Origin of the sequence: Aureibaculum algae (genome assembly GCF_006065315.1) — a bacterium.
GTDB lineage: Bacteria > Bacteroidota > Bacteroidia > Flavobacteriales > Flavobacteriaceae > Aureibaculum > Aureibaculum algae.
Genome location: NZ_CP040749.1, coordinates 3,883,400 through 3,896,739, shown reverse-complemented (window position 1 = coordinate 3,896,739; position 13,340 = coordinate 3,883,400). Strand labels below are relative to the sequence as shown.

Annotated in this window: 14 protein-coding genes; 6 read left to right on the top strand and 8 right to left on the bottom strand. The window is 32.3% G+C overall.

Translation table 11 applies throughout. From position 1 onward, the window contains the following. Positions 1-117: 117 nt before the first annotated feature. From FF125_RS16470 to FF125_RS16435, 8 genes are all read right to left on the bottom strand, one after another. Positions 118-984, bottom strand: a complete 867-nt coding sequence (locus FF125_RS16470; RefSeq protein WP_175418944.1) for a TolB family protein — start codon at positions 982-984, stop codon at positions 118-120. A gap of 452 nt (positions 985-1,436) precedes the next feature. Then, positions 1,437-2,303 (bottom strand): substrate-binding domain-containing protein, encoded by an 867-nt coding sequence (locus FF125_RS16465; protein ID WP_138950810.1) that lies wholly within the window; start codon positions 2,301-2,303, stop codon positions 1,437-1,439. Then, positions 2,300-3,181, bottom strand: a complete 882-nt coding sequence (locus tag FF125_RS16460) for a nucleoside phosphorylase (protein ID WP_138950809.1) — start codon at positions 3,179-3,181, stop codon at positions 2,300-2,302. Before FF125_RS16460 ends, FF125_RS16465 begins: the two co-directional genes overlap by 4 nt. A 69-nt stretch (positions 3,182-3,250) precedes the next feature. After that, positions 3,251-3,577 (bottom strand): translation initiation factor, encoded by a 327-nt coding sequence (locus FF125_RS16455; RefSeq protein ID WP_117879279.1) that lies wholly within the window; start codon positions 3,575-3,577, stop codon positions 3,251-3,253. Between the two features lie 56 nt (positions 3,578-3,633). Further along, positions 3,634-4,584 carry an isopenicillin N synthase family dioxygenase gene (locus tag FF125_RS16450; RefSeq protein ID WP_138950808.1) on the bottom strand — a complete coding sequence of 317 codons (951 nt, stop codon included), beginning with the start codon at positions 4,582-4,584 and terminating at the stop codon, positions 3,634-3,636. A gap of 40 nt (positions 4,585-4,624) precedes the next feature. Then, a complete protein-coding gene (locus tag FF125_RS16445; RefSeq protein ID WP_250629608.1) occupies positions 4,625-5,335 on the bottom strand; it encodes a DUF6048 family protein in 711 nt (236 codons plus the stop codon). Then, complete coding sequence (locus tag FF125_RS16440; RefSeq protein ID WP_138950807.1) at positions 5,301-5,798, bottom strand: DUF6452 family protein; 498 nt, start codon at positions 5,796-5,798, stop codon at positions 5,301-5,303. The genes FF125_RS16445 and FF125_RS16440 overlap by 35 nt, the downstream gene beginning before the upstream one ends. After that, the gene (locus FF125_RS16435) at positions 5,795-7,402 is read right to left on the bottom strand and encodes a CTP synthase (protein ID WP_138950806.1); all 1,608 of its coding nucleotides are present in this window, start codon (positions 7,400-7,402) and stop codon (positions 5,795-5,797) included. The genes FF125_RS16440 and FF125_RS16435 overlap by 4 nt, the downstream gene beginning before the upstream one ends. Before the next feature lie 399 nt (positions 7,403-7,801). Here FF125_RS16435 and mce point away from each other — a divergent pair, with 399 nt between their 5' ends. Genes mce through FF125_RS16405 form a run of 6 tightly spaced genes read left to right on the top strand, consistent with a single transcriptional unit; the run spans position 7,802 to position 13,315 of the window. After that, positions 7,802-8,206, top strand: coding sequence for a methylmalonyl-CoA epimerase (gene mce / locus FF125_RS16430; RefSeq protein ID WP_117879274.1), 405 nt, complete (start codon positions 7,802-7,804; stop codon positions 8,204-8,206). A 28-nt stretch (positions 8,207-8,234) separates the two neighbouring features. Beyond that, positions 8,235-9,794 (top strand): acyl-CoA carboxylase subunit beta, encoded by a 1,560-nt coding sequence (locus FF125_RS16425; RefSeq protein ID WP_138950805.1) that lies wholly within the window; start codon positions 8,235-8,237, stop codon positions 9,792-9,794. After that, on the top strand, positions 9,794-10,162 hold the full coding sequence (locus FF125_RS16420; RefSeq protein ID WP_138950804.1) for an OadG family protein: 369 nt from the start codon (positions 9,794-9,796) through the stop codon (positions 10,160-10,162). Before FF125_RS16425 ends, FF125_RS16420 begins: the two co-directional genes overlap by 1 nt. Positions 10,163-10,220: 58 nt before the next feature. Beyond that, positions 10,221-10,640, top strand: coding sequence for an acetyl-CoA carboxylase biotin carboxyl carrier protein (locus FF125_RS16415; RefSeq protein ID WP_138950803.1), 420 nt, complete (start codon positions 10,221-10,223; stop codon positions 10,638-10,640). A 39-nt stretch (positions 10,641-10,679) separates the two neighbouring features. Continuing rightward, on the top strand, positions 10,680-11,996 hold the full coding sequence (locus FF125_RS16410; protein ID WP_138950802.1) for a sodium ion-translocating decarboxylase subunit beta: 1,317 nt from the start codon (positions 10,680-10,682) through the stop codon (positions 11,994-11,996). Positions 11,997-12,025: 29 nt separating this feature from the next. After that, complete coding sequence (locus FF125_RS16405) at positions 12,026-13,315, top strand: acetyl-CoA hydrolase/transferase family protein (protein ID WP_138950801.1); 1,290 nt, start codon at positions 12,026-12,028, stop codon at positions 13,313-13,315. The last annotated feature ends 25 nt before the right edge of the window (positions 13,316-13,340 follow it).

Here is a 13,340-nt window from a genome sequence, read left to right as displayed (position 1 = left end):
CTATGGTTTTAGTTAATTAGATTTATGCGGAATTTCTTACACACAAACTTATCGAAAATCTCTGAAAAAACTAAAAAATAGCTAACTTTATGTTTAATGGGATATTACTGGTTTTGATTATTTAGTAGTTTCATCAACTACAATGGCTAATTTATTACCGAACGGACTAATAGCTAATCTAGTAATACCAGTTAGTCCATATGAAGATAATGAAGCAAACTCAACCCAGGTTTTGTCAACCCCAGGTTTCAATTTGTATAATTTATCACCTTTACCCATAATCATTGTGCCATCTGGTGTCCATGCCAAATCTTGAGCACCTTCTAAGGGGTCAGCAATGTATTTTTTTTCACTAGTAATAGGGCTAATAGAATAAATTTCAGGATCTTCATGCTCTAAACTAATAATGCTCAATAAGTCTGTATTTGGAATTTTTAAGATAGACCTACCAATATTTTTATCAATTGGATATTTTATTTTATACTTTAAATTAGAAACTTCAAGTGATGAGGGATCTCCTATTACAAAGGAAACTAACATTTTTTTAGAAATCCATGCATGGTAACCAACCGGTAGGTTTTCTATGAGTATTTCTTGTTTCTTACCATTAAATTTATACTTCCACAAAAGTTGCTCTCCATCTTGGTCTAATCTAACTGCTGTAAAATAATTTTTATCAAAAGTCTGAATGGGAGAGTATTCATTGGCTTCCGTGTTTGTTAACCATACGTTTACATTATTTTTAATATCGTAAAGTGCAATATCAGTTTGCTCGTTTCTTGTAGAGGCATATAATACACCAGAACCGTCATTTAGAAATGAAGGTTGGTTGTCGTAGCCCTTATTGTCAGATATATTAATAGGATTGTCGATAACAAGAATACTATCTCCTTGAATAAAATCAAATAGATAGATGTCTGTATCGGTTTGACTAAAACCGAAAGAAGTAACTGTTAGTAATAAACAAAGTATTTTTATTTTCATATTCATTTCATATCTATTGTATCGCTTTTCAATTTTGCATTAAAAAGGAAGTACAAGATCATTAATTTTTAAATAAGTTGTTTAGTTTAGAAATATGGGTTTCAACAAATATAGATATTATTTGAATTGAATTGTAATTCAATATTATTATTTTTATATCAATTCTTTATAATACTTATTTACTGTTAGGTATATTTACAATAACTCTGCCAAAAAAGATAAGAGTAAATACGTATAAGAAATACCTAAGCATTTATTATTGCAAACTTTAATGGTTTATAGTCATATACGGGACTTATGATATAATTGAACTATCCTAATTTATAGAACCTTTTAGAATCTAAAAAGCCATTTTAATACTACTATTAAAATGGCTTTCAGATTGGTTGGTTGATTACTTTTTTGGTTATCATAAATAACCTAGGTTTTTAGTTGGTTGGCTTTAAATAAATTTAAAACATCTTTTTAATTAATACCTTTGCAGGTACATTTTCCTTTATAACGTCGTAGTCTGTCAATTTATTTTGAATGCTATTAATTAATTTTTTTGAAACTGTTTTTTTTCTATTCCATTTGGTTAGTGATAACCATGTTTTTACATCTTCTACTTTTAACTGATAACGGTCTGAAAAATGAGCAATTAATTTATCGTTTTCTAAAGGGTTTTCAAAATGCTTTAGCTGTTTATTAATTACCTTTATCATTGTTTTAATAGCTTCAGGTTCCTCTTTTAGTATATTGTTACGTACAGCTATTACAAAACAAGGCCAAGGAGTTTCTAGACTATCTAATCTTCTGAAAGTGCCATTGTCAACATAAGGTTTTGTCATAAAATGCTCCCACATAAAATAGTCTGCTGCTCCATCAGACAATGCTTGAACGCCACCATCTAAATTTTTAACGAGTACATATTTTAACTCATCAACGTTAAATCCTTGTTTTACGGCATTTACTTTTGCCATAAGTTGAGATCCTGAGCCCGGTCTGCTTATAGCAATTTTAGCATTTTTAAGCTCTTGTACGGAATTAAATTTTGAATTTTCCGCGACATGAATACCCCACAGCAAAGGAGAATCGACATATGTTTTTACAATTTTACTAGGGTTACCTGCAATAATGTCTTTTATAATACCTTCGGTGAGTATAACGGCAGTATCAATACTTCCATCGCGTAATGCAGAACACATGGCACCGGTACCTCCTGGAAATTCTTTCCACTGTAGGTCAATATGCTTATCTTTAAACTTATTATTTTCAATGGCCATATGCCAAGGTAAATTGAAGTGTTCTGGTACACCTCCAATGGTTATCTTTTTCATGCTGTTACTAGCTTATCTAAAGTATATTTTATTAACTTTTCTATGGTTTTATGTGTATCCTTACTGAAGGTTCCATTTGCTCTATTCGCAATTATAGCATTCATAGAAAGTGCCTCATGACCTAATAGTTTTGCTAAACCATAAATGGCAGAAGTTTCCATTTCAAGATTCGTAATTTTTAAACCATTGAAACTGAAATTGTCAATTTTAGAGTTCAATTTGGCGTCTTGTAAAGCTAATCTAAGCACTCGTCCTTGAGGACCGTAAAATCCGTTTGCAGTTGCAGTAAAGCCGCTAAAAGTATCATTACTTGATAAAAGGGTAGCTAATACAGTACTTCCTTTGACAATATATGGTCTAGCCTTTCTATTGCTCCAATCTGTATGTTTTATAAAAGCGTTTTCAATATCACTTTCAAGTATCTGTTCACAGGCATATGAATGTAATGTTCCATCCATACCTAGCCCATACTTTGATAAAACAAAACGATCTACAGGTATATCCTTTTGCAAAGAACCGGAAGTACCAATTCGTACAATTGAAAGTTTTTTATGCTCTGGTTTTATCATTCTAGTGTCTAGATTAATATTGACCAATGCATCCAATTCATTCATTACGATGTCAATATTATCAGGTCCAATACCTGTTGAGATTACCGTAAGTTTTTTACCTTTTAAAATTCCTGTTATGGTTTTAAATTCTCTTTTTTGCGTTTCAAAGATGATGCTATCAAAATGATTGGCAACCTTTGCAACTCTATCCTGATCACCAACAAGAATAATGGTGTCTGCTATATGTTCAGGTTTTAAGTTAAGATGATATACACTACCATCTTTATTTAAAATTAGTTCAGATTCGGGAATACGTTTTGTGTTCAATGTTTGAAATTTTAGGTATTAGAATATATGATTTTAAAGATTACCGCCTGTTGTGAGGTGTAAACCATTTTATCCTCCTACTCGTTTAACAGCAAAGCCTTTTTCTTTTAAAAGCTCCATAATTTTATCTCTAAGATCGCCTTGGATAATAATTTTATCATCTTTAAAGCTACCACCAACGCTAAATTTTGTTTTTATTTCTTTGGCTAATTTTTTAAAATCAGACGTTGCTCCAGTATACCCTTCTAAAATTGTAATAGGTTTCCCCTTACGTTTTTCATATTTACAAATAATAGGATCGTCTTGTAACCAAATAGTACTCTTTTCTTTTGGTTTTTCTTCCTTTTCAGGTTTATGTTCTGGGAATAAATTTTTTAATTGATCTTGTAAATCCATTGTATTAAAATAGGAGGTTTTGGATATTAAGCTTTAGAATTATGGGCTTTGAATAGTTACTTTTTTATTAAGCCTAATTCTATTAGTCGTTCCGTTAAAAACTCACCTGCAGTAATATCATCATATAATTTAGGATGTTCACTATCAATACAGTTTTCTAAACAATTAAGAGGCATTTCGCTAATAGGGTGCATAAAGAATGGAATAGAATAACGTGACGTTCCCCAATTTTCTCTAGGTGGGTTTACAACCCTATGAATAGTAGATTTTAACCTATTGTTAGAATGACGAGAAAGCATATCACCAACATTAATAACCACTTCGTCAGGTTGTGCAATAGCATCTAACCATTCCCCTTTATGATTTTGTACTTGCAAACCTCTACCTTGAGCACCCATTAATAATGTAATTAAGTTGATGTCACCATGGGCTGCTGCTCTTACAGCATCTTTTGGTTCACTGGTAATGGGTGGATAATGAATAGGTCTTAAAATACTGTTGCCGTTTTTTATATAATTGTCAAAATAATGTTCATCTAAATCTAAAAATAGAGCTAGAGCTCTCAAGACATAAACACCGGTTTTTTCTAACATCTGATACGTTTCTTTACCTACTTTATTAAATTCAGGTAATTCTTTTACAGTTACATTATCAGGATATTCTGCTTTTAGTTTATTATCATCTTCTACATATTGACCAAAATGCCAAAACTCTTTTAAATCGCCTTCTTTTTTACCCTTTGCACTTTCTTTTCCAAAAGAAACATAACCGCGTTGTCCACCAATGCCTTCTATTTCATAGTTGTGTTTGGTTTCGAGAGGAAGAGCGAAGAATTTTTTTATTTCACTATATAAATTATCAACCAAATTATCGCTTAAAAAATGCCCCTTTAAAGCAACAAAGCCAATGTCTTCATAGGCTTTGCCAATCTCGTTGACGAATTTTTGTTTTCTTTTAGGGTCATCAGATAGAAAATCAGATAAATCTACACTTGGTATATTTTGCATGCTAAATTCTTTTAGTAGTAGTAAAATTAAAGAAAAATTATCATTTCGCCTTTTTATACAGCGGAATTAAATAAGAAAGTGTGTAATTAAAGCTGAATCCGGAGTTGTTTAAAAAGACACGATTGAAGCCTGGAATAAATAAGTTTTTAAAATTATCAGGTTGTTTTGAGGTTAATATTTTTTTACCACTAAAGCTAAATCCCATAAATAAATTCTTGAATAATTCAGCTTTTACACCTAACACAATTTCACCCCAATGTCCATTTAAACCATCAAACTCTTGCCCATTTTGAACAATGCTAACATCGTCATAAAAGGGGTCGTTATTTATTGTATATGAATTTAGGGTTTGACTGAATGTGCTAAAACCGTAACGAAAACCAACATAGATCATGTTTTCCATGTCTAACCAGTTTTCATAGGCATTGTAATCAATACCTAATTTGATGTAGGAACCGTTAGTGGTGAAATTAATAAAATCTTCGTCCGTTGTATTTTCTATATAGCCTAATTCTGCCGCAATAAAATATTTTTTAGAAATGCGATAATCTCCTACAATTTCAAATCCTTTTCTAGCATCGTCTAATACAGTGTGTATGGGGTTGTATAAATCTATCCCAATACGTAAACCATATTTATTTAAATAAACAGAATCTTTCTTTGTAGACCCGATTCCTTGAGAAAAAGATATCGTGAAGAAAAGTAAGAACAATAGGTTAATGCAGTATCGTAACATGTGCTTCGGTTTCATCTTCTATTTCTGTTTGTGTTAGTAACAAACTTTTTATCCATTTATCAGAATCATTAAAGTCTCTGCTAATAGTGACATTGTTAAAAATGGATTTATAACCACACGAACGTCCAACAAATACTTCTTCGGTCTCGTAGTTTATAATTATAGTATCTCTATTGATCTGTGAGTCATCTTTACTATTAGCAGTTAAAACAATTTTGGTTTGGTTATCATATACATTTAATGGAATGCCAACAGAGTCAATTTTAACAGTATCTAAACTTTTACCAATTCCATCTATATCTATTATTTCAATGGCTAAATTATTTACAGATTTTTCACTTTCCGAATCATCAAAATCATAAAAGACAACAACCAAATTAGATGTAATTGGGTCAATACAAACTTCATCGCGTTCGCAACTATTCAACATTATAATTGTTGAAATAATTAAGAATAGAATGGTTATATTTTTTCTCATTTGGTCTCTAAACATGCTTTTACAAAAGCCACAAATAAAGGATGTGGATTTAACACTGTACTTTTATATTCAGGATGGTATTGTACGCCTACAAAATAAGGATGATTAGGAATTTCAATAGTTTCGACAAGTTTGGTTTCTGGATTGATTCCAGAAATTTTCATGCCTGCCTTGGTAAATTTATCCAAATAATCATTATTAAATTCATAGCGATGTCTGTGACGTTCGCTAATCATTTCTGTGTTATAAGCCTCATATACTTTTGTTCCTTTTTCCAATTTACAATCCCATGCCCCTAAACGCATAGTGCCTCCCATGTCAGAAATATTTTTCTGCTCTTCCATTAAATTAATAACAGGGTGAGGTGTTTTCTTATCCATTTCAGTAGAATTAGCATCCTCTAATCCTAAAACATTTCTAGCAAACTCAATAACTGCCATTTGCATACCTAAACAGATGCCTAAAAAGGGAATGTTGTTTTCTCTAATATATTGTATTGCTTTTATTTTGCCTTCAACACCCCTTACACCGAAACCAGGTGCTACCAATACACCATCTAATCCTTTTAATTTGCTTTCAGCATTTTCAACAGTAAGACTTTCGGAATGTATCCAGTGTAGATTTACATTAATTTCTTGAGAAGAACCTGCATGTATAAAAGCTTCTGATATTGACTTGTAGGCATCTTGTAATTCAACATATTTACCTACTAAACCAATTTCTACAGTATGTTTTGGATTTTTATGTTTACGTAAAAACTCATTCCATTCCGTTAAATTAGGCTTCGGACTGGTCTCTAATTTTAATTTTTTAAGAACAACTTGATCTAAACCTTCTTTATACATTAAATTAGGAACATCATAAATAGTATTTACATCAATAGATTCAATAACATCTTCTTGCTGTACATTGCAAAAAAGAGCTAACTTTCTTTTGATATCATCACCAATAGGGTGCTCCGTTCTACATACCAAAACATCAGGATTTACACCACTCTGCATTAACATTTTTACTGAATGCTGGGTAGGTTTTGTCTTCAATTCTCCGGCTGCGGCTAAATAAGGAATCAATGTTAAATGAATAACCACTGCATTTTCTCGTCCCAATTCCCATTCTAATTGCCTAACGGCCTCTATATAAGGTAACGACTCAATATCACCTACGGTACCACCAATTTCAGTAATGATGATGTCATAATCTCCAGTATTACCTAAAAGTCGAATTCTTCTTTTAATCTCATCAGTAATATGTGGTATAACCTGTACGGTTTTACCTAAAAAATCTCCTCTTCGTTCTTTATCAATAACTGATTGATATATTCTACCAGTGGTAACATTATTTGCCTGTGAAGTAGGTATGTTTAAAAACCTTTCGTAATGCCCTAAATCTAAGTCAGTTTCTGCACCATCATTAGTTACATAACACTCTCCATGTTCATAAGGGTTTAATGTGCCTGGATCTATGTTAATGTACGGGTCCAATTTCTGTATGGTCACAGAGTAGCCTCTAACTTGTAATAATTTAGCTAAAGATGCTGCAATAATGCCTTTGCCAAGAGATGAAGTTACGCCTCCGGTAACGAAAACATATTTGGTATTTTTCATGCGTTAATATTTAATGTTTTTAAGAGTTCGCATGCTGTTCGCCATTTGACTTTCTCGTAGAAGATGAGATATTGAACATGCTCGTTTCATATACTATTTGGTTTGGTCAAAAGTACAAACTCTAAACGTAATGACAAATGAAAATTGTTGGAATGTTCTAAAATGTAATTTGACCGTATTGGTTTTGGAGTAAGTGAGACTTAAAATGTTTTGAGAGTTGATTTTTTTACTTTAGATTTTTTGTTTTACTGAACAAAAAGTTGTATCTAAAAATATTAACGAAAAGGTTATCGTAACTTCATAAATAACATGACATCTGTCATATTATTTGGTGAGCCCATTATATAATTTTACAGTGTAATAAGAAGTAATAATATAATTAATTAAAAATCTATACTTATGAATATTTCGCACATCGAACATATCGGCATAGCGGTCGATAACTTAGAAGAATCAATTAAATATTATGAAGGAGTTTTAGGCATGAAATGCTATAGCATTGAAGAAGTAATTGATCAGAAAGTGAAAACAGCGTTTTTTTTAGTAGGTAATACAAAAATAGAATTACTTGAAAGCACATCGCCTGATGGTCCAATTGGTAAATTTATAGAGAAAAAAGGTCAAGGTATACACCACATTGCTTTTGCTGTTGATGATGCTACAAAAGCACTTCAAACTGCTGAAGAAAGAGGTGTAAGGTTAATTGATAAAGTGTCTCGTAAAGGAGCAGAAGGTTTAAATATCGGCTTTTTACATCCAAAATCAACACTTGGAGTGCTAACAGAACTTTGTTCAAAACAATAAAGAAAAAAATAAAAATAGTTATATAAAAATGGCAAATCAAGATAAAATTAATGAATTAATTGAAAAAAGAGCCAAAGCAAAATTAGGCGGTGGTGAAAAACGAATTGATTCTCAACATGCTAAAGGAAAATTAACAGCACGTGAACGTATCGATATATTATTAGATGATGATAGTTTTGAAGAATTTGATATGTTTGTTACACACCGAACAAAATCTTTTGGATTAGATAAACAAATTTATCTTTCTGATGGTGTTGTAACTGGACACGGTACAATTGATGGTCGTATTGTTTATATTTTTGCTCAAGATTTTACTGTATTTGGAGGTTCGCTTTCAGAAACATACGCTCTTAAAATTTGTAAAGTAATGGATATGGCCATGAAAATTGGTGTACCTGTTATAGGATTAAATGATAGTGGTGGAGCACGTATCCAAGAAGGGGTTAGATCATTAGCTGGATATGCTGAAATTTTCCAAAGAAACATTATGGCATCTGGGGTTATTCCTCAAATTTCTTCAATCTTAGGTCCTTGTGCGGGTGGTGCAGTTTACTCACCAGCATTAACAGATTTTACGATAATGACAGACCAAACTAGTTATATGTTTGTTACTGGCCCAAAAGTAGTTAAAACAGTTACAGGAGAGGTTGTCACTGCTGAGCAATTAGGTGGTGCCAATATCCATTCAACAAAATCTGGAGTTTCTCATTTCCTTGCAGAATCTGATGAGGAGAATCTTCTATTGATTAGAAAATTAATGAGTTACCTTCCTTCAAATAATTTGGAAGATCCACCAAGTATTGTAACTTCTGACCCTATTGATAGATTAGATGATGTGCTAAATGCAATTATTCCTGAAAACCCTAACGAACCTTATGATATAGTTGATGTGATCTCAACCATTACAGATAATGGAGAATTTACAGAAGTTCATAGAAATTATGCTCGTAATATCGTTGTTGGTTTTGCTAGATTTAATGGTCACCCAGTAGGAATTGTAGCTAATCAACCTAAGTTTTTTGCTGGTGTATTAGACACTGAAGCTTCAAGAAAAGCAGCGAGATTTGTACGTTTTTGTGATGCATTTAATATTCCAATTGTAACGCTTGTTGATGTACCAGGTTTCTTACCAGGAACAGGTCAAGAGTATGGTGGAATTATTCTTCATGGTGCAAAATTATTATTTGCTTATGGAGAAGCTACAGTGCCAAAAATCACTATTACCTTACGTAAATCTTACGGTGGAGCACATGATGTAATGAGCTGTAAACAATTAAGAGGCGATCTAAATTATGCATGGCCAACTGCAGAAATTGCGGTAATGGGAGCTAAAGGAGCCGTTGAGGTATTAGAAGGTTCAGCAATCAGAAAGATTGATGATGCTGATGAGAAACAAGACTATATCGATAAAAAAGAAGATGAATACAATGCCAAGTTTGCAAACCCTTATGTGGCTGCTAAATATGGTTTTATCGATGATGTTATTGAACCTAGAAATACACGTTTTAGAATAATTAGAGGATTGGAATTACTTGCCAATAAGAAAGTAGTAAATCCACCTAAAAAACATTCAAACATACCATTATAATGATAAATCTACCATTACAAATAGATACAATAAGCGAAGGATACATTATCCTAGCAACAGGCTTATTTATAGTTTTTAGTTCATTGATTTTGTTAACTGTGTTTTTTAAATTAGGAGTACCTGCATTACTCAATGCATATAAAGCATTGAAAAGTTTAGGTAAAAAGGAAGAAAAAAAAGAAACATCAGTTGTCATTAAAAGTGAAAAAGATTTTACAGGTGAAACTGCTGCTGCAATTGCAACGGCATTGCACATGTACTTTAATGAGCAGCACGATAATGAGAATGCAATATTAACCATTAAACAAGCTAGAAAATTATACTCACCATGGAGTTCTAAAATATATGGTACCCACCAGAAATTATAATTGATTCTGGATGGTTTATAAATTAATTTTCATAATGAATTCCTTAATATAAATAATAATGAAAAATTTTAAATTTAAAATATACGACAATAGTTACAGTGTAAAAATTGTTTCCCATGAAGATAATCTAATAAATTTAGAGGTAAATGGAACTGATTATGTCGTGGAAATGAAAGCTGAAGTTAAAAAAACAAAGACACCAATATTGGTACGCTCTGCAGCTAAAACTCCTTCAGCTCCTGTAAAAGTGAACCCTAGTTCTTCAACAACTAAAATTTTAGCTCCAATACCTGGTATTGTAGTTTCTATTGATGTTAAAGTTGGTGATGTTATAAAAGTGAATGACAGGTTGCTAGTATTAGATGCCATGAAAATGGAAAATCAAATAGCAGCGGAAAAAGCGGGTACAGTAACTGCTGTTCTTATTAAGCCTGGTCAGCAGGTATTACAGAGTGAAGTATTAATAGAATTATCATAATTTATAAACCTTAAGGTTTATAAATTTAAACGTAGAAAAATGAAGAAAGTATTAATAATATTCGGAGTGTTGTCACTTCTCATCTTTATCAGACCGGTTTTAGGTTTGAATACAACAACTAAAGACACTAATTCACAAGGTATCGAACAGCTTGAAAATGTCGAAAACGAAAGTTTTGTGAGTGAAGCGTTTGAAGGTATAAAACAATTTTATAATTATACAGGTTTTGCAAATGTCACAGGTGGACATTTAGTCATGATAATTATTGGTATTGTATTTATTTATTTAGGAATAAAATTTGATTACGAACCATTACTTTTAATACCTATCGGTGCTGGTGTAATTATAGGTAATATTCCTTTTGTAACAGGTAATATGACAGGTATCTATGAAAGTGGATCTGTGTTGAACTTTTTATATTTTGGAGTTGTAAAAGGTATTTATCCACCCTTGATATTTTTAGGGATTGGTGCCATGACAGATTTCTCATCTCTAATAGCAAATCCAAAATTAATGTTGTTGGGAGCAGCAGCACAAATTGGGGTTTTTGCAACATTTATGGGAGCTCTTTACTTAGGTTTTAAATTACCTGAAGCAGGTGCAATTGGAATCATTGGTGGAGCCGATGGCCCTACTGCAATTTTCCTTTCCTCTAAATTAGCCAATGGTGTTAATATTTTAGCAGATGGTACAACGGTTAAAAATTTAATTGGCCCAATAGCAATTGCAGCTTATTCTTATATGGCTTTAGTACCTGTAATTCAACCTCCTATTATGAGATTGTTAATCTCTAAAAAAGATAGAAAAATTAGAATGAAACCACCAAGAGCGGTTTCTCAAAAGGAAAAAATGATCTTTCCAGTAGCAGCTTTAATATTAACTACTTTTATTTCTCCTAGTGCGTTACCATTATTAGGTATGCTTTTCTTTGGTAATTTATTGAAAGAATCTGGTAGAACTGAAAGATTAGCAGATACTGCAAGAACTAAAATGATTGATATTGTAACTATTTTATTAGGAGTTACGGTAGGAGCATCTACTCAGGCAGATATTTTTATCACAAGTGATTCCTTATTAATTTTCGGATTAGGTGCGTTATCATTTGTAATTGCAACTATGGGTGGTTTATTTTTTGCTAAATTGATGAACCTTTTCCTAAAAGGTGACAATAAAATAAATCCATTAATTGGAGCTGCAGGTGTTTCTGCTGTACCAGATAGTGCAAGGGTAGTACATGCGGAAGCTTTAAAATCAGATCCTCATAATTACTTATTGATGCACGCTATGGCACCAAATGTTGCCGGTGTAATTGGTTCTGCAATTGCTGCGGGTATCTTATTAAGTTTTTTATCATAACAATTTATTCAAACTAAAATAACAAGAAAATGAACATACCAAATAAAATGTCAGCGGCAGAAGCTGTAAAGCATATAAAGTCGGGAGATAGAGTATTAATTCAAGGAGGTTCTGCTACACCGCAAGAATTGATTAAGGCAATGGTTGCCAGAGCACCTGAATTGAGAAATGTAGAATTAGTACATTTACATACAGAAGGTGAATGTGGCTATGTGGCTCCAGAATTGAGTGAAAGTTTCCATACGAATGCCTTTTTTATTGGTGGAAATGTTAGAAAAATGGTGGGTAAAACCGTAGACTATATTCCAATTTTTTTAAGTGATATACCAAGTTTATTTCGCGAAGGTTATATGGACTTAGATGTGGTAATGGTAAATGTTTCACCGCCAGACAAACATGGGTTTTGTTCATTAGGAGTTTCTGTAGATATTGTAATTGCTGCTATTGAAAAAACTAAAAAAGTTATTGCACAAATAAACCCACGTATGCCACGTACTTTTGGCGACGCTTTGGTGCACATAAAAAACTTTGATGCTTGTGTAGAAATAGTTGAAGAACTTCATGAAATGAATTTAGTCACTCCTTCGGAAGCAGAAATACAAATTGGAAAAAATGTGGCTGGTATTATTGAAGATGGAGCCACCCTTCAAATGGGTATTGGTGCTATTCCTAATGCAGTTTTAAGCTTTTTAACCAATCATAAAAATTTAGGTGTACATACTGAAATGTTTGCTGAAGGTATTATTGATTTAGTAGAAAAAGGTGTTGTAAACGGTTCTCAGAAAAAAGTAAATCCATTTAAAATTGTTTCTGGATTTGCAATGGGAACACGCAGGTTGTATGATTTTATGGATGATAATCCTGAAATAGAAATGAAAGATATTGCTTATGTAAATGACACCGCAATTATCCGTCAAAACCCAAGAGCAACAGCCATTAACTCTGCTATTGAAATAGATTTTACAGGTCAAGTTTGTGCTGATTCAATTGGTACAAGAATGTTCTCTGGTGTTGGTGGGCAAATGGACTTTATGCGAGGATCTGCATTGTCTGAAGGTGGTAAGCCAATTATTGCTATTACATCTGAAACTTTAAAAGGGGTTTCTAAGATTGTACCTATGTTAAAATATGGTGCTGGTGTAGTTACAACTAGAGCTCATGCGAGATATGTAGCTACGGAATATGGTGTTGCATTTTTGTTTGGAAAAACATTAAAACAACGTGCACAAGCCTTACGTGATATTGCACATCCTAATCATAGAGAAGAATTAGATAAAGCTATTTTTGAGAGATTCGGAAGTAGTTTAATGATAAAATAAATATATTAAATTGCTGATGTTTTAT